The sequence below is a fragment of the Streptomyces sp. MAI_2237 genome, assembly GCF_054189285.1.
In genome coordinates, this window is the sequence record NZ_JAJPGQ010000001.1 from 837973 (window position 1) to 857287 (window position 19315).

Below are 19315 nucleotides of genomic sequence, written 5' to 3' on the forward strand. Positions count from 1 at the left end.
GCATGCCCGACGCCACTTCCGACCATATAGCACGTGCTTTCGAATTACGGCACTGCTTCACCACCTTCACCCAAAGGTGTGGCGGGGCTAGGGTCAGCAGCATGATTGATCACGGTCATGACCTGGCGTCTGTACGTGACGCGACGGAACGGCTGCTCACCGCAGCCGCCGAACTGGACAACGCGTCGGTGGCCGAGCCGTCACGGCTGCCGGGCTGGACCCGCGGCCACGTCCTCGCGCACCTCGCCCGCAACGCCGACGCCCTCGTGAACGTCCTGGAGGGCCGCCCCATGTACGTCTCCGGGAAGGCGCGCGACGCCGACATCGAACGGGACGCTCCGCGCCCCCTTCAGGCGCAGCTCGCCGACCTGCGCGAGAGCGCGGCCCGGTTCCAGGCGGTGGGGGCCGCGCCCGCGGACTGGTCGCGGACGGTGGAGCTGCGCAACGGGGTCACCGACTCGGCGTCGCGGGTGCCGTTCCGGCGCTGGGCGGAGGTGGAGCTGCACCACGTGGACCTCGGCATCGGATACGAGCTGGAGCATCTGCCGGAGCGGTTCACGGAGCGGGAGATCGTCTTTCTCGCCGACCGTTTCTCCGGCCACCCGGATGTGCCGCCGACGCGTCTGACGGACGGTACGCGCGTGTGGCGCACCGGCCGCGAGGCGACGGAACCGGAGATCACGGTCACGGGCCCGGCGCCCGAGCTGCTCGGCTGGCTCGCGGGACGCCGGGACGGCTCCGGGCTGACGGTGCGGGGCGGCTCGCTGCCCGGCCTGCCGCCGCTGTAGGGGGCGGGGGCGCACCTCGCCGCGGGCGCGTCCTTCGGCGGGGCCTCGGCGCCCTCCCCCGCTATAGGCTGGCAGCCATGACGTACAGCGGACAGGTGACGGTCGGTGGCCCGGCGGACGTGCACGAGCTCAAGGACCTGATGATCACCAAGATCGCGGTGGGCCCGATGGACAACAACGCCTATCTGCTGCGCTGCCGGGCCACGGACGAGCAGTTGCTGATCGACGCGGCCAACGACGCGGCCACCCTGCTCGGCATGATCGGTGACGACGGCATCGCGTCCGTCGTCACCACCCACCAGCACGGGGACCACTGGCAGGCGCTCGCCCAGGTCGTCGCGGCCACCGGGGCCCGCACGTACGCCGGCCGGGACGACGCCCCGGGCATTCCGGTACGGACCGACGTCCTGGTCGACGACGGCGACACGGTCCGTGTGGGGCAGGTGAAGCTGACGGCGCGCCATCTGGTCGGCCACACACCGGGTTCGATCGCCCTCGTCTACGACGACCCGCACGGGCATCCCCATGTGTTCACAGGCGACTGCCTCTTCCCCGGCGGAGTCGGGAACACCCGTAAGGATCCGAAGGCGTTCGCGAGCCTGATCCACGACGTCGAGACGAAGATTTTCGGCACACTGCCCGACGAGACCTGGGTCTACCCGGGGCACGGCAACGACACGACGCTGGGCGCGGAGCGGCCCCATCTACCGGAGTGGCACGCGCGCGGGTGGTAGCGGTCCCCGGACAGCGCACAGGGGCGGAGGGCCGATCGGTCCTCCGCCCCTGTGCGCCTCGGCCCGTTTGCCGCCTCGAGAGGACGGGCCCGTGACCCATGGGAGTCATGCCGTACAGCGCACGGAACGGCGAATGCGTCACGCGCCCCCGGAGTGAAGTCCCGTATCGCGCCGAGCCGGTGCACGCGCCCCGTGTGAAGCGTTCGCACGCGCCGGGGGCATGCGCGCGCTCCCGGCGCACTTGGTTGCGCAGTCAACTGGAAGCCGCCCCGCTCAGGATGACGGCTCCTGCGCGGTACGGGCCGCCGGTCTTCCAACCCCGCCCTCGACCGGCGGCCCCGGCATGACGACGCGTACGGCCGGAGCGTGTTCACGAGAATGCAACACCCGTTCCCACTATGCGGACAGTTGACGACGTGACCTCGACAAACGAGACGTCGGGCTGTCAATCTCCCGCCATGCATCTTGCCCCTCGCGCACTGCGCCGCGCCGTCGCCGCGGCAACCATCGCCCTTCTGGCCACCGCAGTCGGCTGCGCGCCGCAGCCGGAGGAGAAGGCGAGCGACAACGCCTCGGGATCGACCGGCAGCACCTGTGCCAAGGGCAAGTTGGCCACCAAGTCCTCCGGCAGGCTGACGATCGCCACCGACGAGCCGGCGTACGAGCCCTGGTTCAAGGACGACAAGCCGGCCAACGGCAAGGGCTTCGAGTCGGCGGTCGCCTACGCCGTCGCCGGGCAACTCGGGTACGGCAGGAGCGCGGTCGTCTGGCAGAGCGTCCCCTTCAACAAGGCGTTCGCGCCCGGGGAGAAGACCTTCGACTTCGACATCAACCAGGTGTCGGTCAGCGCCGAGCGCAGGAAGGCCGTCGACTTCTCGTCCGGCTACTACGACGTGCGCCAGGCCGTCATCGCCCTCAAGGGCAGCAAGGCCGCCAAGGCGACGAGCATCGCGGACCTGAAGGGCCTCAAGCTGGGCGCGCAGGTCGGCACGACGAGCCTGAACTACATCAGCGACGTCGTGAAGCCGTCGCAGCAGGCCGCCGTGTACTCCAAGAACGACCAGGCCGTCTCCGCCCTCAAGAACCGCCAGGTCGACGCCATCGTCACCGACCTGCCGACCGCGTTCTACGTCACCGCCGCCCAGGTCACCGACGGCGAGATCGTCGGCCAGTTCGAGAACCAGGGCACCACACCAGAGCAGTTCGGGCTCGTGCTCGACAAGGGCAGCGCTCTCACCTCGTGCGTGTCGTCGGCCGTGGACGCCCTCCGCAAGGACGGAACGCTGGCGAAACTGGAGAAGCAGTGGCTGTCCGACGCCGTCGACGCTCCGGTGCTCAAGTGACGCTCCTGAAGGACGACTCGGGCCGGGAAGACGCGGACGGCAGAGACGACACGCCGGGCGCGGAGGACGCGTACATCCCCTCGGAACGGCGCCTGGACCGCGAGCGCCACAAGCGTGCCCGCGCCCGGCGCGCGACCGCCATCGCCGCCGTGTCCACCCTCGTCACGGCCGTCGTGCTGTACGTGGTCGTGGTCAACGCGCCGGGCTGGCCGCGCACCAAGGAGACCTTCTTCGACGCGCACTACGCGCGCGAGGCGCTGCCCAAGGTCCTCGAAGGGCTGTGGCTCAACGTCCGGCTGCTGCTGATCTGCGGCGTGCTGGTGCTGGTCCTGGGGATGCTGATCGCCATCGCGCGCACCCTGCCCGGGCCGGTGTTCTTCCCGCTGCGGGCGCTCGCGGCCGCGTACACGGACTTCTTCCGCGGTCTGCCGCTGATCATCAACCTGATGATCGTGATCTTCGGCGTGCCCGCGCTGCGCCTCCAGGGCGTGACCGTCGATCCGGTGCTGCTCGGCGGTACGGCGCTGACGCTGACGTACTCGGCGTACGTCGCCGAGGTGTTCCGCGCCGGCATCGAGTCCGTGCACCCCTCCCAGCGGGCCGCGGCGCGCTCGCTGGGTCTGACCAACCGGCAGGCGCTGCGGTACGTGGTCCTCCCCCAGGCCGTACGGCGTCAGGTGCCGCCCCTGCTGAACGACCTCGTGTCCCTCCAGAAGGACACCGGCCTGGTGTCGATCGGCGGCGCGATCGACGCCGTGCGGGCGGCCGACATCATCGCCCAGCGCAGCATGAACTACACGTCGTACATCGTCGCGGGCCTGGTCTTCGTGGCGCTGACGATCCCGATGACGCGCTTCACGGACTGGGTGACGGCGCGGATGGACCGGCAGCGCGCCCAAGGAGGAGCGATATGAGCGACGCGCCCGTGCTGCGCATGGAGTCCGTGCGCAAGACGTTCGGCGGCTCCGTGGTCCTGCGGGACGTCGACCTCGAGGTCGCCCCGCACACGGTGACCGCTCTGATCGGCGCCTCGGGTTCGGGCAAGTCGACCTTGTTGCGCTGCGCGAACCTGCTGGAGGAGATCGACGACGGCGCGATCTGGCTGGACGGCGAGGAGATCACGGACCCACGTGTCGACCAGGACGCGGTACGGCGCCGTATCGGCGTGGTCTTCCAGGCGTACAACCTGTTTCCGCACATGACCGTGCTGGACAACATCACTCTCGCCCCGCGGCGGGTTCACGGCGTGTCCCGGGAGGAGGCCGAGGAGCGCGCCGGAGAGTTGCTGGAGCGGCTCGGACTCGCTGAGAAGGCCCGCGCCTATCCGGACCGGCTGAGCGGCGGTCAGCAGCAGCGTGTGGCCATCGTGCGCGCTCTGGCCGTGCGGCCCCGGCTGCTGCTGCTCGACGAGATCACCGCCGCGCTCGACCCGGAGCTCGTCGGCGAGGTGCTCACCGTCGTGCGCGACCTGAAGGACGACGGCATGACCATGGTGCTGGCCACGCACGAGATGGGCTTCGCCCGGGACGTCGCCGACCAGGTCTGTTTCCTGGACGGGGGCGTCGTCCTGGAGCGCGGTACGGCCGAGCAGGTCTTCGGCGACCCGCAGCAGGAACGCACCCGGCGTTTCCTGCGGCGGATCGTCGAGGCGGGACGCCTGTAGGGGGCGTAAGGGGCGCCCTCCTGGCGAGCGGGAGTTACGCCGGTCACGATGCTCGCGGCGCGAGCCGGGGTTACGCCGCGCACGCTGCTCGCGCCGCGAGCGGGTCAGGCGTCGGCCTGCGCGGGGCCCGCCAGGGCCGCCACCCGCTCCACGCCGAAGACGTATCCCTGCACACCGCAGCCGGCGATGACGCCGTCGGCGCGCAGCGACACGTAGGAGTGGTGCCGGAAGGACTCCCGCTGGTGGATGTTGGAGATGTGGACCTCCAGCACGGGCAGTCCGTCGCAGGTGTTGAGGGCGTCCAGGATCGCCACGGACGTGTGCGAGTAGGCACCGGGGTTGATGACGATCCCGCAGTGGTTCAGCCGTGCCTCGTGGATCCAGTCGACCAGTTCGCCCTCGTGGTTGGACTGCCGGAAGTCCACCGTGCCGCCGTGCGCGGCCGCGGCCTTGGCGCACAGGGCCTCGACGTCGGCCAGGGTGTCCTTGCCGTAGATCTCGGGCTGCCGCTGGCCGAGCAGGTTCAGGTTGGGCCCGTTGAGGATCATGATCGGGGCGTTGGCCAGGGTGCGGGGCACGGTTCCTCCGGTCCGGTCGGATGGGGCGATCCACGGGGACCGCTGTTCGCACCCGGTCTATCACGGCCCTCGGGCAGCGAGGCTGCCGGGACGTTCTACGGGTTGATCGCCAGCTCCAAGTAGGCCGCGAACAGCACGAGATGCACCCCACCCTGCAACGGGGTGGCCCGGCCGGGCACCACCGTGAGGGAGGCCACCACCACGGTCAGGGCGAGCAGCACCATGTGGGTGGCGCCGAGTCCGAGGACGAGCGGGCCGGACAGCCACACCGAGGCGAGGGCGACGGCGGGGATGGTCAGGCCGATGCTCGCCATGGCCGAGCCGAGCGCGAGGTTCAGGCTGGTCTGCACGCGGTCGCGGCGGGCGGAGCGCAGCGCGGCGATGGTCTCGGGCAGCAGCACCAGCAGGGCGATGATCACGCCGACGACGGCTTGGGGCAGCCCGGCCGCCTCCACTCCGGACTCGATCGTCGGGGACACGCCCTTGGCCAGGCCGACCACGCCGATCAGGGCGAGGCCGAGCAGACTCAGGCTGATCCAGGCGGTGCGGGCGGTGGGCGCGTCGGCGTGGTCGTCGGCGGTGATCACGTCGCCCTGGCGGGTGATGGGCAGGAAGTAGTCGCGGTGGCGCACCGTCTGGGTCGCGACGAACAGGCCGTAGAGGATCAGCGAGGAGAGCGCGGCGAAGGTGAGCTGGATGGCGGAGAACTCGGGGCCGGGCTTGCTCGTGGTGAACGTCGGCAGGACCAGGCTGAGCGTGGCCAGGGTGGCGACGGTCGCGAGGGCGGCGCCGGTGCCCTCGGGGTTGAACACCGCGGTGCCGTGCCGCAGCGAGGCGACGAGCAGACAGATCCCGACGATGCCGTTGCAGGTGATCATCACGGCCGCGAAGACCGTGTCCCTGGCCAGGGTCGAGCCCTTGTCGCCGCCGTCCGCCATCAAGGTGACGATGAGGGCGACCTCGATGATCGTGACGGCGACCGCGAGGACGAGGGAGCCGAAGGGTTCGCCGACCCGGTGGGCGACCACCTCGGCGTGATGGACGGCTGCCAGTACGGCTCCCGCCAGGACCAGCGTCACCAGTGCGACGACCACGCCGGGCAGGTCACGCCCCCAGGTGAAGATCAGCAGGACGATCGCCAGAACCGGCACGAGAGACGTCCACTGCGTGGTGAGCGGTCTGATCCGAGCGATCATGGAGCGATCCTCGCAGAGGCGCACGGGCCCCGCATTCCGGTGGTAGGGGGCCCGGATCGTGTCATGTGAGCTGTGTCATCTCCTGTGCGTCGCAGTCGGTGAGGGACGGCGGCGCCGCGTGCACGACGCGGCCGTCAGCTCGGCGAACTCGTTGGTCTCGGTGGTCTCGGGGTCGTCGTTGTCGGCCCTCGCTGCTCGTACGACTCGAACTCGATCAGTACGAGGTGAACGAGGCACCGGGAGCGATCTGGTGCGATTGATTCCGTCCCGCTCCCAGTGCTGGTTGTTCCCGCGTCGGTGGTGCTCAGACCTGGACGTCGTCCTTCGGAGCGCCTTCGCTCCCGGCCTGCGCCCCCTCGACCGCCGCCTGCTTCTGCGAGGCCCGCAGGCTGGTGATCGTGGTGACCACGAGGACCACGCAGATCACGCCGAGGGAGACCGGTATGGAGATCTCCGGGACGTGGACGCCGGACTCGTGCAGGGCGTGCAGCACCAGCTTGACGCCGATGAATCCCAGGATGATCGACAGGCCGTAGCTGAGGTGGACCAGCTTCTTGAGCAGGCCGCCGATGAGGAAGTACAGCTGCCTGAGGCCCATCAGGGCGAAGGCGTTGGCGGTGAAGACGATGTACGGGTCCTGGGTCAGGCCGAAGATCGCGGGGATGGAGTCGAGGGCGAAGAGGACGTCCGTGGTGCCGATCGCCAGCATCACGACCAGCATCGGGGTCATGACCCGCTTGCCGTTCTGCTGGATCCACAGCTTGGTGCCGTGGTAGCGGTCGGCGACGCCGAAGCGGCGCTCGGCGGCCTTGAGGAGCTTGTTCTCCTCGAACTCCTCTTCCTCCTCGTCGGCCCGGGCCTCCTGGATCAGCTTCCAGGCCGTCCAGATGAGGAAGGCGCCGAAGAGGTAGAACACCCAGGAGAAGCTGGCGAGGATCGCGGCACCCGCGGCGATGAAGATAGCCCGCAGGACCAGGGCTATGAGGACGCCGATCAGCAGGACCCGCTGCTGGTACTGCGAGGGCACGGCGAACTTCGCCATGATCAGGACGAAGACGAAGAGGTTGTCGACGCTCAGCGACTTCTCGGTGATGAAGCCCGCGAAGAACTCGCCGGCGGGCTGCCCGCCGGCGAAGACGAGCAGACCGAGCCCGAAGAGCCCGGCGAGGGTGATCCAGACGATCGTCCAGATCCCCGCTTCCTTGATCGACACGTCGTGCGGTTTGCGGCCGATGAAGAAGTCGACCGCGATCAGGGCGGCAAGGCCCACGATGGTCAGAACCCACAGGTTCACGGAAACATCCACTGCGCCTCCGGCAGGACGGAACGGCCAATTACCAGCGTCGTCGCGCTGCCGGAGGTCTCTTCCACCCACGGTGGGCCGGCGCCCCGGGATCAGATCCGATCCGTATTGACGGGTACGCCGCAGTCGACAGGGAGTACTCCCCTCCGTGCCGACAACCGTACCCAATCACCAAGGAAAGGTAAAGCGTTTGGCAAAAGAAAGGTCAAACTAGCAGCTCAGAGCCGCTTTACATGTACTTGGTTCGGGCTGCCGCCACCAGGGTGAGCACCTGCTCGAGGATCTGGCTGCCGGGCGGCACGAGCGCGGGCTCGTAGGTCCAGGCGTGTCCGACCCACGGGTCGGCGAGGTGGTCGTCGGGCACCGGCGTCAGTCGCAGCAGCGAACGCCACAGGGGGTCGAGCAACGGCCCGTAGGCGGATGCCTCCTCCCGGTCCGCGACCATCATCAGGTGGACGCCGACGGCGGGGCCCTCGTCCGCGAGGTAACGCAACTGGTTCACGGCCCGGTCGTCGAAGCCGTGCGGGAAGTCGTTGACGATCAGCAGCTGCTGGGCCGTGTCGAAGCCGGGCGGCAGCGAGTCGGAGGCGCCGGCGCGCACCGCCATCTGCACCAGGTCGACGCGCTCGGTGAGGCGCCCCAGGACGTCGGCCACACCGGCGGCGCCCAGCGCCGGCGGAGCCGCGAGCACACCGGTACGCACAAGCGGTGCCAGGGCCTGCGCGCCCGAGCCCGCCGGATCGACGACGTGCACGGCGAACTCGCCGGCCGGATGGATGGCCAGCAGACGGGCCGCGAGCACGACCGCCGTCTCCATGGCGAGGTTGTCCAGTCCCGCGGCGTCGGCGAACGACTCGTCGAGCAGCTCCGAACGTCCGCTGTCGATCCACAGCCCGCGCTCCAGCGGCAGCCGTACCAGCATCGGGATGCGCAGCAGGCCGCTCTCCGGCAGATGAAGGTCGCCCACGCGGACGGCCATCGGCATCTCCATCGGCACCCGGTAGCCGTGCCACACGGGGTTGTCCCAGCGCGCGTACGCGGGCGGCAGCGCGGGCTCGACGACATCGGCCTCGGCGGCGAGCTGGGCGAGATCGCGGTCCAGGGCCGCCCGGGCCTGGTCGACGAGGTGCGCATGCTTGGCCTGCGCCGCTTCCCGCGCGGCGTCGCCCTGCCCGCCGATCCTGTGGCGCGGGTCGGACAGGGCCTGGTCGAGCTCCTTCTCCATCCGGGAGTCGGCGAAGTCGACGGCGCTGCGGTAGGCGGCCGTCGTGCGGGCCAGGTCCTCGAACATGCCCCAGATCTGGTTGTAGAGCCGCTCGTCCATGGACCAGCCGGTGGCGTCGCCCGCAACGGGCTGCGTGGGCTGTCCCGGCGCGGCCGGTGGCGCCGTCGGGACGGGCGGGGGCGGGGCGGCGGGGCGGCGTCCCGGGTGGCTGTAGTCGATGGGGCCGGAGGCGGTCGGCGCGGACGGCTGGGTGAGCGCCGGGGAGTCCGGCGGCGTGAGGCCCTGCGGCACCGTGGGCTGCGCGGCGCCGGACGCGGGCGTGCTCTGCGGGCTGTAGGGCGAGGCGTGCGGTCCCGCGGCCTGCCGCGTACGGTCGCCGTCCGCCGTCCGCTGCGGGGGTGCCGGGACCGAGCGGGCCAGGCTCCGGGCGACCGCCTCGTCGATGTGGCCCGCGAGGTGGTGGGCCTCGGGAAGGCCCTGGTCGGTGAGGAGTTCGGCGAGGCCACCGGCGTACCCCTGTCCGACGGCACGCACCTTCCAGGCGCCCTGCCGGCGGTAGAGCTCCAGGGCCACGACGGCCGACTCGGCGTCCAGACCGGTGATCGTGTAGGTGGCGACCTCGGTCCCGTCGAGGCCGGTGACGGCGACGAAGGGGGCGGCCACGGCGCCGAAGCGGGCCGGGCCCGCCCCGTCAGCCGTGGGCAGCGCGAGCAGGACGCTGACCCGATGGACGGTCTCCGGTACGGCGTCCAGGTCCACCGCGAGACGGTGGTCCGCGGCGGCCTGCCGGGAGACCTCCAGGCCCGGCAGGGTCGGAGCACCCGGGTGGGCCACCCATTCGGTGCTCCGCGCCTTGCCGCTCTCGTCGCCGAGCGTGGCCGAGGCCACGACCGGCGTGCCGGCCGAGACCCGGATCTCGAGTCGGGCCTGGGAGAGCGGGTGGTTCTGCCCCCGCACCAGCTCGGCCGTCATCGCCCTCGTCCCCCTGTGTCGCCGGTGTGCCGTGTGTCGTCGGGTGGTCCTACAGGACCGGCAGGATCGCCGGCATCAGGTCCTGGAAGGTGCGGCCGTTGGCCGGGGTGCCGATGGCCGTCATCGTCCAACCCGCGCCCGAGCGGTGCACCTTCGCCATGATCTGGGCCGTGTAGGCACCGCCGCCCGCGAGCGTGTAGCGGGCCAGTTCCTGGCCGTTGGTCTCGTCGACGAGGCGGCAGAAGGCGTTCTGCACCTCCTGGAAGGTCTGTCCCGTGAAGGAGTTCACGGTGAAGACGATCTGGTCGATGTGGACCGGGACGCGAGCGAGGTCGACGAGGATCGCCTCGTCGTCGCCGCCCTGGCCGACACCTCCGACGAGGTTGTCGCCGGTGTGGCGCACGGAGCCGTCGTCGCTGACGAGGTGGCGGAAGAAGACGACGTCCACGGGCTGCTTGTCGGCGAACAGGACGGCGGAGGCGTCCAGGTCGATCTCCCGCGTACGCGAACCGAACAGGCCGCGCCGGGGGGCCGCCTGCCAGCCGAGACCCATGCGCACCGCGGTCAGGCTGCCCCCGTCGTTCTTCTGCAGACTGATGGCCTGACCCTTGGTCATGTTGACGGTCACGCGCTGATTCCCCTCTCGAGCTGTCCCCTGTTGCCGCGGTGTCCGCGGTTGAGCAGAACCCTACGCAGGAGCACTGACAGTGCCGTACCCCGGCTCCCGCTTTGTGTCGGTCTTGCAACACAGCCGGCGGGCCGGGGCACGGCGTGGACCGGCGAGGTCAGGACAGTCCCGCTTCCTTCATCTGGCGCAGTTCCTTCTTCATCTCGGAGACCTCGTCGCGCAGTCGGGCGGCGATCTCGAACTGCAGGTCCGCCGCGGCGGCGCGCATACGCGCCGTCATCTCCTCGATCTGCCCGGCGAGATCGGCCGCGGGACGGTCGGTCGGGACCGTCTCCTTGGCCTTGCCCTTGGCGGACTTGGCGCCGCCCGCGGCCTTGCCGCCGAGCGCGGGCACGGGTGCCTTGGCGCCCTTGCCGTCCTTCGACTTGCGGTAGCCCGAGCCGAGGAGCTGCTCCGTGTCGACGTCCTCGCGGGCGATCTGCGCCACGATGTCGTTGATCTTCTTGCGGAGCGGCTGGGGGTCGATGCCCCGCTCCTTGTTGTAGGCGACCTGCTTCTCCCGACGGCGGTTGGTCTCCTCGATGGCCTTCTCCATCGCCGGGGTGATCTTGTCGGCGTACATGTGGACCTGGCCGGAGACGTTGCGCGCCGCGCGGCCGATGGTCTGGATCAGGGAGGTGCCGGAGCGCAGGAAGCCCTCCTTGTCGGCGTCGAGGATCGCCACCAGGGACACCTCGGGCAGGTCGAGGCCCTCACGGAGGAGGTTGATGCCGACCAGGACGTCGAACTCGCCCGCGCGCAGCTCGCGCAGCAGCTCGACACGGCGCAGGGTGTCGACGTCGCTGTGCAGGTAGCGCACCTGGATGCCGAGCTCCAGGAAGTAGTCGGTGAGGTCCTCGGCCATCTTCTTGGTGAGGGTGGTGACGAGGACGCGCTCGTCCTTCTCGGTGCGCGTGCGGATCTCGTGCACCAGGTCGTCGATCTGGCCCTCGGTGGGCTTGACCACGACCTCCGGGTCGACGAGGCCGGTGGGGCGGATGATCTGCTCGACGACGCCGTCCCCGCGCGAGAGCTCGTACTTGCCCGGGGTCGCCGACAGGTACACCGTCTGCCCGATGCGCTCCTGGAACTCCTCCCACTTCAGCGGGCGGTTGTCGAGGGCGGAGGGCAGCCGGAAGCCGTGGTCGACGAGGGTGCGCTTGCGGGAGGCGTCGCCCTCGTACATGGCGCCGATCTGCGGCACGGTGACGTGCGACTCGTCGATGACCAGCAGGAAGTCGTCCGGGAAGTAGTCCAGCAGGGTGTTCGGCGGAGAGCCGGGCAACCGGCCGTCGAAGTGCATCGAGTAGTTCTCCACGCCGGAGCACGAGCCGATCTGGCGGAGCATCTCGATGTCGTACGTCGTGCGCATGCGCAGGCGCTGAGCCTCCAGGAGCTTGCCCTGCTTCTCCAGCTCCGCCAGGCGCTCGCCGAGCTCCTTCTCGATGTCGTTGACGGCCCGCTCCATGCGCTCGGGGCCGGCGACGTAGTGGGAGGCGGGGAAGACGTACAGCTGCTGGTCGTCGCTGATGATCTCGCCGGTGAGCGGGTGGAGCGTGGAGAGGGCCTCGATCTCGTCGCCGAACATCTCGATGCGGACCGCGAGCTCCTCGTAGACCGGGAAGATCTCGATGGTGTCGCCGCGGACCCGGAAGGTTCCGCGGGTGAACGCCAGGTCGTTGCGCGTGTACTGGATGTCCACGAAACGGCGCAGCAGCTGGTCGCGGTCGATCTCGTCGCCGACCCGGAGCGGGACCATGCGGTCCACGTACTCCTGCGGCGTGCCGAGGCCGTAGATGCAGGACACCGAGGCGACCACGATGACGTCGCGGCGGGTGAGCAGCGAGTTCGTCGCGGAGTGGCGCAGGCGCTCGACCTCCTCGTTGATCGAGGAGTCCTTCTCGATGTAGGTGTCCGACTGGGGGACGTAGGCCTCTGGCTGGTAGTAGTCGTAGTACGAGACGAAGTACTCGACCGCGTTGTTCGGCAGCAGCTCGCGGAATTCGTTCGCCAGCTGTGCGGCCAGCGTCTTGTTCGGCGCCATCACGAGCGTGGGGCGCTGGAGCTTCTCGATCATCCACGCGGTGGTGGCGGACTTGCCGGTGCCGGTCGCGCCGAGCAGGACGACGTCCTTCTCGCCGGCCTCGATGCGCTTGGCGAGGTCGGCGATGGCCGCCGGTTGGTCGCCGCTGGGCTGGTAGGGGCTGACGACCTCGAAGGGCGCCACCGTGCGTTCGATGCTGGAAACGGGCCGCATGTCATCCACCGTACGACCCGCCACTGACAATGCGGTCCGATCAGCGGTTCTGCGGGGTTCGGGACCCGCGTCGCCCCAGCGGCCGGACCGGTCGGTGGGGCTGGTGGGCGGGGTGGTGGACGGACGGGTGGGCCGGCACGCCCGGCTTGTGCTCGACGGGGCTCCAGTCGGGCTTGCCCATGACCATCAGCGGATCGAACATCACCACCACGGCGGCGATCAGGAGGAAGGCGAGCGGGCCGACCAGCATCGGCCACAGCAGGGTCGCGGGCGACTCGCCGGAGGTGGGGGCGGACGTGCCGTGCAGGTGGACGGTGAGGGCGGCCATGCCCGTGTAGTGCATGCCGCTGACGGCGAGGCCCATGACGAGGCTGGCGCCCACGCTCCACAGGAACCCCCGGACCTGTCCCGCGGCCCACAGGGCGGCGGTGGCGGCGCACATCGCGATGACGACGGAGACGGCGACCGTGAGGGTGTTGTACTCCAGCCGGCCGTTCAGGCGCATGGCGGCCATGCCCAGGTAGTGCATCGACGCGATGCCCAGACCCGTGATCGTTCCGCCTGTGAACAGGGCGGTCCCCCTGGCGCCGCGGTATCCGACGATGAAGATCCCGAGGCCCACCATCACGATCGCGACGGCCAGGCTGGCGAACGTCATGGCCTTGTCGTAGTGGATGGGCGCCTGCTTGACCGTGAACCCCATCATCGCGATGAAGTGCATGGTCCATATGCCGGAGCCGATCGCCGCGGAGCCCAGGGCGAGCCAGGCGGGACGTGAGGAGTGGGTCACCAGCATGGATCTGGTGGTGCAGCGCAGGCCGAGGGCGCCACCGAGGCACGCCATGAGGTAGGCCACCAGCGGTGTGACGAGTCCGTAGCTGAATCCGTCGACCGTGCCTTGCATGCGCGGCTGCCCTTCCCGCCCTTTGCGTACCGGAATTCCTTGATTGCGCCCCCTCCCCCGACCTGCCGAGCGTTCAGGGGTGAGGCAGAGAGTATGACCCCCACCGGAATGGTCGAACGATTTTCCGGCAAAGAAACACGTCGTTGCCCCAGTTGTGCGGCACCAGTGAGCGAACTTGGGCAACTCCATGCCATGTGTGGCCATCCTGTACCCCGTTGCCGTTGACTCAGTGCTGTCACAGTTGAGCTGTCCGTGATCGCTCGACGTGAGGAGTGCGTATGTACGCGCGCGCTGTTGCCGCCATCGTCACCGCGCTGCTGGGGGCCGCCGCCTTTCTGCTGCCCGGTTCCGACGCCCGGGCGGGCGACGGCGAGCCGCCTGTGGTCATCGCCCACCGGGGCGCCTCCGCGTACGCGCCGGAGAACACCCTGGCCTCCATCGACAAGGCGGCCCGTATGGGCTTCTCCTGGGTCGAGAACGACGTTCAGCGCACCAAGGACGGCAAGCTCGTCGTCCTCCACGACGACAGCCTGCGGCGCACGACGGACGTGCAGAAGGTCTTCCCGCACCGCGCGCCCTGGAAGGTGAAGGACTTCACCGCGGACGAGATCGCTCGCCTGGACGCGGGCTCCTGGTTCGCGCCCCGGTACGCGGGCACGCGCGTGCCGACGCTGGAGCAGTACATGCGCCGCGTCGAGCGCAATCACGAGAAGCTGCTGCTGGAGATCAAGAACCCGCAGCTGTATCCGGGCATCGAACGGCAGATCCTGAAGCTGCTGGGCAACGACGGCTGGCTGGACCACCGGCACCTGGCCGGCCGGCTGATCGTGCAGAGCTTCAGCGCGGACAGCCTGAAGATCGTCCACGATCTGAAGCCCGCGGTCAGGACGGCCTACCTCGGTACGCCGACCGCCGCCCACCTGCCCCAGTACGCGGAGTTCACCGACGGGATCAATCCTTCCCTCGGTTCGGTCTCGGCGGGCTACGTCTCCGCGGTGCACGCGTTCAGGGGCCCGCACGGCACGCCGCTGTCGGTCTTCGCCTGGACCGTCGACGACGCGGACACCGCCCGTCGGGCGGCGCGGTACGGGGTCGACGGCGTCATCACGAACAAGCCGGACGCGGTCCAGGCGGCACTGCAGTCCCCCTGAGCGGCGGCCGGGTGGGCGTTGTCAGTGCCGGGCCGTACGGTGGGCGCATGGACAGCGATGGGCGGTACGAGCAGCAGGTCGTGTGGGCGGTGGTCGGCACCGGGATCGGTCCGCTGCTGCTCGCCGCGACCCACGAGGGTCTGGTCAACGTCGTGTTCCACGCCACGGACGCGGTACGCGACAAGGCGCTCGAACGGCTGCGGTCGCGGCTGGGCGGCGAGCCCGTCGAGGCACCCGACTCGCCCCTGCTGGCCGAGGCGATACGCCAGGTGCAGGCGTACTTCGCGGGCGAGCGGCACGACTTCGATCTGCCGCTGGACTGGTCACTGATCTCCGGCTTCAACCGGCAGGTGCTGCGCGAGTTGGCGTCCGGCGTGCCCTACGGCGCCGTCGTCGGCTACGGCGACCTGGCCGGGCGGGTGGGGCAGCCGGGCGCGGCGCAGGCCGTGGGGGTGGCCATGGGCTCCAATCCGCTGCCGGTCGTGGTGCCCTGCCACCGGGTCGTGGAGAGCGACGGGGGCATCGGCGGTTTCGGCGGCGGGCTGGAGACCAAGCGGAAGCTGCTCGCCCTGGAGGGTGTGCTGCCCGAGCCGCTGTTCTGACCCGCGCGCAGGGTGGCAGCGAAGGTCAGGCGGTAGCAGACTCGAACATGCGCACAGCCACTGGCATCCGATGGCTCGGAAGCCGAAAGGACGGCGATCACGCATGAGCGGAAACAGGGCAGTCGCGTATCTCAAGCCGGGCGCGGTGGAAGTGGAAACCATCGACTACCCGACGCTTGAAGTGAAGGACGGGCCGGGGGTCGCATCCGAGAACGTCGGCCGCAAGTGCCGGCACGGGGTGATCCTCAAAGTGCTCGCCACCAACATCTGTGGCAGCGACCAGCACATGGTGCGCGGGCGGACGACCGCCCCCCAGGGGCTGGTCCTCGGCCACGAGATCACCGGAGAGGTCGTCGAACGGGGTCCGGACGTCGAGTTCGTCGAAGTCGGCGACATCGTCTCCGTACCGTTCAACATCGCCTGCGGGCGGTGCCGCAACTGCAAGGAGCGCAAGACAGGCATCTGCCTGAACGTCAACCCGGCGCGTCCGGGAGCGGCCTACGGCTATGTCGACATGGGCGGCTGGGTCGGCGGCCAGGCGGAGTACGCCATGGTCCCGTACGCGGACTTCAACCTGCTGAGGTTCCCCGACCGGGACCAGGCCCGCGAGAAGCTGCTCGACCTCACCATGCTGTCGGACATCTTCCCGACCGGGTTCCACGGTGCGGTCACCGCGGGCGCCGGTGTCGGCTCGACGGTGTACGTCGCCGGTGCCGGGCCGGTCGGCCTGGCGGCGGCCGCGTCGGCGCAGCTGCTGGGTGCCGCGGTGGTCATCGTCGGCGACCTCAACACCGAACGACTCGCCCAGGCGCGGAGCTTCGGCTGCGAGACCGTCGACGTGTCCAAGGGCGACATCGGGGAGCAGATCGAGCAGATCCTCGGGGAGCCCGAGGTGGACGCGGCGGTCGACGCCGTCGGCTTCGAGGCCCGGGCCCACGGCCCGGACGCCCAGGAGGCGCCCGCCACGGTCCTCAACTCGCTGATGTCGATCACCCACGCGGGCGGCGCCCTGGGCATCCCGGGTCTCTACGTCACGGACGACCCCGGCGGGGTCGACGAGGACGCGAAGTCGGGGACGCTGAAGGTGCGGCTGGGCCTGGGCTGGGCCAAGAGCCACCGCTTCACGACCGGGCAGTGCCCGGTGATGAAGTACCACCGGAATCTGATGCGGGCGATCCTGCACGATCGCGTGCACATCGCCAAGGCGGTCAACGCGACCGTCATCGGCATCGAGGACGCGCCGCGCGGCTACGCCGAGTTCGACCAGGGCGCCAGCCGCAAGTACGTGCTGAATCCCCACGGGGCACTGGACGGACTGCAGCCCGTCTGAGGCCCGGCGCGAGGGACGGTGCCCACGTGCACGGCCACGCGCGCGTGGGCATCCCCCTCCGCTCCACCGGTCGCGATCCGCTAGTCGTAGTGCCGGGCCTCGAAGACGTTGCCGTCGGGGTCACGGAAGTAGAAGCTGCGCCTGGCCTTTCCGCGGGCGCCGAAGGAATCCTGGTCGATGTCCGACACGGGCACCGAGCTCTCCTGGAGTCGGCCGCGCAGTTCCTCGAAGTCCTCGGCGGGCATGGCCAGGCAGACGTGGTTGACCGGGTGGCCCGAGCTGTCGGCGGCCCCCGGGAGCATCCGCATCCGCTCCACCATGGTGAGCGGCATGAGATCGAGGATGGTCTCCTCGTTGAGCCGTACCGAGGGAAAGGGCGCTTCGCCCGCGGCGAAGTCGGTGAGCCGAAGCGTTTCCAGGCCGACGGTCTTCTCGTAGAAGCCGGCCGACGCCACCGGATCGCGTACCCAGAGGACGACGTGGTCGAGACGTGCCTTGTTGTCCTTCATGCACCCCAGGCTGGTGTCGTCCCCCACGCACCGCAAGGGTTTGACGGGGCACGCCGCTCGCCAGAGATGAGGGAAGAACGAACGACAGGAGGCGGGCTCGTGGTGCTGGTGGTGGCGGAGGAAGTACGCGAGGCGGTCGACGCGCGTCGACCCGTGGTGGCCCTGGAGTCGACGATCATCGCGCACGGGCTGCCGCGTCCGCGGAACCTGCAGGTCGCGCTGGAGCTGGAGGACGTCGTACGACGCGAGGGCGCCGTTCCGGCGACGATCGCCGTGCTGGACGGGCGGCCCCATGTCGGCCTCGACAAGGAGCAGTTGGAGCGGGTCGCGAACGAGGACGGCATCCGCAAACTGGGCCACCGCGACCTGCCGCTCGCGGTGGCGTCGGGGGTCAGCGGGGCGACCACCGTGTCGGCGACGGCGCTGCTGGCGGCGCTTGCAGGGGTGCGGGTGTTCGCCACGGGCGGGCTCGGCGGGGTGCACCGGGAGTGGACGGTGACGCAGGACGAGTCGGCCGACCTGGGACTGCTGGCGCGGACGCGGATCACCGTGGTGTGCGCGGGGGTGAAGTCGATCCTGGACGTGCCGGCGACGTTGCAGCGTCTGGAGACGCTGGGCGTCGCGGTGGCCGGATACGGTACGGACCGCTTCCCCGGCTTCTACCTGTCCGACTCGGGACATCCGGTGGAGTGGACGGTGGACAGCCCCGGGCAGGTGGCGGACGTCATGCGGGCGCAGGACGCGCTCGACGGACCCGAGTCGGCGCTGATCGTCGCCAACCCGGTGCCCGAGGAGGAGCAGCTCGATCCCGAGCTGCACGCACGCGTGCTGGCCGACGCGCTGCACGCCTGCGAGGCGGAGGGGGTCACCGGGCAGGCCGTCACGCCGTTCCTGCTCGACTACCTGGTGCGGCACACCGACGGCGCCTCGCTGAGCGCCAACCTGGCGGCGGTACGCGGCAACGTGAGGCTCGCGGCGCGGATCGCGGCGGCCTGGACCGGGGCGTGACGACGACGCCGCAGGGGGCGGGGGGCGGCGACGCGCGGGCGGCGGCGGCCTCGGAGGCCGGTGCCCTGCTCGTCGTCGGTGACGTGATCACGGACGTCGTGGCCCGGCATCAGGGGCCGCTGGCACCGGGGACGGACACGGCTGCCGCGATCCGCACGGTGCCGGGCGGCGCCGGCGCCAATGTGGCCTGCTGGGCCGCGTATTGGGGCTGCCCGGAGGTACGGCTGCTGGGGCGGGTCGGCGCGGACGCGGCAAACTGGCACGAGCGGGAGCTGGCCGCCTGCGGGGTGCGGCCCCGGCTCGTCGTCGATCCGCAGGCGGCCACGGGGACGGTGATCTGCCTGGTCGACACGGGCGACGCAGCCGAGCGGACGTTCCTCACCGACAGCGGGGCGTCCCTGCGCCTGGAGCCCGGTGACTGGTCCGACGCGCTGCTGGACGGGGTGGCCCGGCTGCACCTGTCGGGCTACCTGCTGTTCTCCGAGCCCAGCCGCGCGCTGGTCACGGTGGCGCTGAGGGCGGCACGCGCGCGTGGTGTGCCGGTGAGCCTCGACCCCGCGTCGGCGGGTTTCCTCACGCGGCTCGGGGTGGACCGTTACCTGGAACTCGTCGACGGTCTGGACCTGCTGCTGCCGAGCCGGGACGAGGCGTGCCTGCTCACCGGGCTCCCCGACGCGTCGGACGCGGCCGCGAAACTGAGCCTGCACGTGCCGCTGGTGGTGGCCAAGCAGGGCCGGGACGGGGCGTTGGTGGCCCGCTCCGGTGCGGTGTCCGCCCGCGTCCCCGCCGTACCGGCGACGCCGACCGACACCACAGGGGCCGGTGACGCCTTCACCGGCGCCTTCCTCGCCGCGCTGGTCGCCGGCGCCGAACCGGAGGACGCGGCACGGGAAGGCTGCAGGGCCGGGGCGCAGGCCGTCGAGCGGGTGGGTGGGAGGCCGCCAGGGAGGGGCTGAGCCGGGGGCCGTGGTCGGGAGGAAGGGCTGAGCAGACGCCGGGAAGGACTGAGCTGGGGTCCGTGGTCGGGAGGAAGGGCTTGGCGAGGGCCCCGTGGTCGGGTGGAAGCGCTGGGCGGGGGCCCGTGG

Annotated in this window: 18 protein-coding genes; 10 read left to right on the plus strand and 8 right to left on the minus strand. The window is 70.5% G+C overall.

The features are described 5' to 3' along the window. Positions 1-101 precede the first annotated feature (101 nt). From LN251_RS03910 to LN251_RS03930, 5 genes are all read left to right on the plus strand, one after another. Positions 102-788: a maleylpyruvate isomerase family mycothiol-dependent enzyme gene (locus LN251_RS03910; protein ID WP_458243093.1), complete on the plus strand. Its 687-nt coding sequence runs from the start codon at positions 102-104 to the stop codon at positions 786-788. A 77-nt stretch (positions 789-865) separates the two neighbouring features. Next, positions 866-1522, plus strand: coding sequence for an MBL fold metallo-hydrolase (locus LN251_RS03915; RefSeq protein WP_458243094.1), 657 nt, complete (start codon positions 866-868; stop codon positions 1520-1522). Between the two features lie 458 nt (positions 1523-1980). Continuing rightward, on the plus strand, positions 1981-2865 hold the full coding sequence (locus LN251_RS03920) for an ABC transporter substrate-binding protein (RefSeq protein ID WP_458243095.1): 885 nt from the start codon (positions 1981-1983) through the stop codon (positions 2863-2865). Then, entirely contained in the window at positions 2862-3779 is a 918-nt protein-coding gene (locus LN251_RS03925) for an amino acid ABC transporter permease (RefSeq protein WP_458243096.1), read from the plus strand. Before LN251_RS03920 ends, LN251_RS03925 begins: the two co-directional genes overlap by 4 nt. Further along, the gene (locus tag LN251_RS03930; RefSeq protein WP_458243097.1) at positions 3776-4528 is read left to right on the plus strand and encodes an amino acid ABC transporter ATP-binding protein; all 753 of its coding nucleotides are present in this window, start codon (positions 3776-3778) and stop codon (positions 4526-4528) included. Before LN251_RS03925 ends, LN251_RS03930 begins: the two co-directional genes overlap by 4 nt. A gap of 104 nt (positions 4529-4632) precedes the next feature. Here the strand turns inward: LN251_RS03930 and aroQ are convergent, their stop codons facing one another. The 7 genes from aroQ to LN251_RS03965 all read right to left on the minus strand — a co-directional run bounded on the left by aroQ (position 4633) and on the right by LN251_RS03965 (position 13630). Beyond that, on the minus strand, positions 4633-5106 hold the full coding sequence (gene aroQ / locus LN251_RS03935; RefSeq protein WP_249834648.1) for a type II 3-dehydroquinate dehydratase: 474 nt from the start codon (positions 5104-5106) through the stop codon (positions 4633-4635). A 95-nt stretch (positions 5107-5201) separates the two neighbouring features. Beyond that, positions 5202-6302: a calcium:proton antiporter gene (locus LN251_RS03940; protein ID WP_458243098.1), complete on the minus strand. Its 1101-nt coding sequence runs from the start codon at positions 6300-6302 to the stop codon at positions 5202-5204. 304 nt (positions 6303-6606) lie between these two features. Continuing rightward, positions 6607-7608 (minus strand): TerC family protein, encoded by a 1002-nt coding sequence (locus tag LN251_RS03945; protein ID WP_458243099.1) that lies wholly within the window; start codon positions 7606-7608, stop codon positions 6607-6609. Positions 7609-7834: 226 nt separating this feature from the next. After that, positions 7835-9802: a TerD family protein gene (locus LN251_RS03950; RefSeq protein ID WP_458243100.1), complete on the minus strand. Its 1968-nt coding sequence runs from the start codon at positions 9800-9802 to the stop codon at positions 7835-7837. A gap of 49 nt (positions 9803-9851) precedes the next feature. Next, positions 9852-10430 (minus strand): TerD family protein, encoded by a 579-nt coding sequence (locus LN251_RS03955; protein WP_458243101.1) that lies wholly within the window; start codon positions 10428-10430, stop codon positions 9852-9854. Positions 10431-10587: 157 nt separating this feature from the next. Next, positions 10588-12726 carry an excinuclease ABC subunit UvrB gene (gene uvrB, locus LN251_RS03960; RefSeq protein ID WP_458243102.1) on the minus strand — a complete coding sequence of 713 codons (2139 nt, stop codon included), beginning with the start codon at positions 12724-12726 and terminating at the stop codon, positions 10588-10590. A gap of 40 nt (positions 12727-12766) precedes the next feature. Continuing rightward, positions 12767-13630 carry an MHYT domain-containing protein gene (locus LN251_RS03965; protein ID WP_458243103.1) on the minus strand — a complete coding sequence of 288 codons (864 nt, stop codon included), beginning with the start codon at positions 13628-13630 and terminating at the stop codon, positions 12767-12769. A gap of 278 nt (positions 13631-13908) precedes the next feature. Between LN251_RS03965 and LN251_RS03970 the strand changes: the two genes are divergently transcribed. The 3 genes from LN251_RS03970 (at position 13909) to fdhA (ending at position 16713) form a co-directional block, all read left to right on the plus strand. After that, positions 13909-14781, plus strand: a complete 873-nt coding sequence (locus tag LN251_RS03970) for a glycerophosphodiester phosphodiesterase (RefSeq protein ID WP_458243104.1) — start codon at positions 13909-13911, stop codon at positions 14779-14781. 47 nt (positions 14782-14828) lie between these two features. Further along, complete coding sequence (locus tag LN251_RS03975) at positions 14829-15383, plus strand: methylated-DNA--[protein]-cysteine S-methyltransferase (RefSeq protein WP_458243105.1); 555 nt, start codon at positions 14829-14831, stop codon at positions 15381-15383. 103 nt (positions 15384-15486) lie between these two features. Then, positions 15487-16713 (plus strand): formaldehyde dehydrogenase, glutathione-independent, encoded by a 1227-nt coding sequence (fdhA, locus tag LN251_RS03980; RefSeq protein ID WP_458243106.1) that lies wholly within the window; start codon positions 15487-15489, stop codon positions 16711-16713. Between the two features lie 80 nt (positions 16714-16793). Here the strand turns inward: fdhA and LN251_RS03985 are convergent, their stop codons facing one another. Beyond that, a complete protein-coding gene (locus tag LN251_RS03985; RefSeq protein ID WP_458243107.1) occupies positions 16794-17222 on the minus strand; it encodes a VOC family protein in 429 nt (142 codons plus the stop codon). A gap of 102 nt (positions 17223-17324) precedes the next feature. Between LN251_RS03985 and LN251_RS03990 the strand changes: the two genes are divergently transcribed. Next, the gene (locus LN251_RS03990; RefSeq protein ID WP_458243264.1) at positions 17325-18230 is read left to right on the plus strand and encodes a pseudouridine-5'-phosphate glycosidase; all 906 of its coding nucleotides are present in this window, start codon (positions 17325-17327) and stop codon (positions 18228-18230) included. Then, a complete protein-coding gene (locus tag LN251_RS03995; RefSeq protein WP_458243108.1) occupies positions 18227-19186 on the plus strand; it encodes a carbohydrate kinase family protein in 960 nt (319 codons plus the stop codon). Before LN251_RS03990 ends, LN251_RS03995 begins: the two co-directional genes overlap by 4 nt. The last annotated feature ends 129 nt before the right edge of the window (positions 19187-19315 follow it).

Bases quoted from the DNA above. Each gene is read 5' to 3' on its own strand.
- fdhA (WP_458243106.1), top strand. From the start codon at position 15,487: ATGAGCGGAAACAGGGCAGTCGCGTATCTCAAGCCGGGCGCGGTGGAA.
- LN251_RS03910 (WP_458243093.1), top strand. From the start codon at position 102: ATGATTGATCACGGTCATGACCTGGCGTCTGTACGTGACGCGACGGAA.
- LN251_RS03940 (WP_458243098.1), bottom strand. From the start codon at position 6,302: ATGATCGCTCGGATCAGACCGCTCACCACGCAGTGGACGTCTCTCGTG.
- LN251_RS03920 (WP_458243095.1), top strand. From the start codon at position 1,981: ATGCATCTTGCCCCTCGCGCACTGCGCCGCGCCGTCGCCGCGGCAACC.
- LN251_RS03985 (WP_458243107.1), bottom strand. From the start codon at position 17,222: ATGAAGGACAACAAGGCACGTCTCGACCACGTCGTCCTCTGGGTACGC.
- LN251_RS03975 (WP_458243105.1), top strand. From the start codon at position 14,829: ATGGACAGCGATGGGCGGTACGAGCAGCAGGTCGTGTGGGCGGTGGTC.
- uvrB (WP_458243102.1), bottom strand. From the start codon at position 12,726: ATGCGGCCCGTTTCCAGCATCGAACGCACGGTGGCGCCCTTCGAGGTC.
- LN251_RS03970 (WP_458243104.1), top strand. From the start codon at position 13,909: ATGTACGCGCGCGCTGTTGCCGCCATCGTCACCGCGCTGCTGGGGGCC.
- LN251_RS03915 (WP_458243094.1), top strand. From the start codon at position 866: ATGACGTACAGCGGACAGGTGACGGTCGGTGGCCCGGCGGACGTGCAC.
- LN251_RS03965 (WP_458243103.1), bottom strand. From the start codon at position 13,630: ATGCAAGGCACGGTCGACGGATTCAGCTACGGACTCGTCACACCGCTG.
- LN251_RS03950 (WP_458243100.1), bottom strand. From the start codon at position 9,802: ATGACGGCCGAGCTGGTGCGGGGGCAGAACCACCCGCTCTCCCAGGCC.
- LN251_RS03930 (WP_458243097.1), top strand. From the start codon at position 3,776: ATGAGCGACGCGCCCGTGCTGCGCATGGAGTCCGTGCGCAAGACGTTC.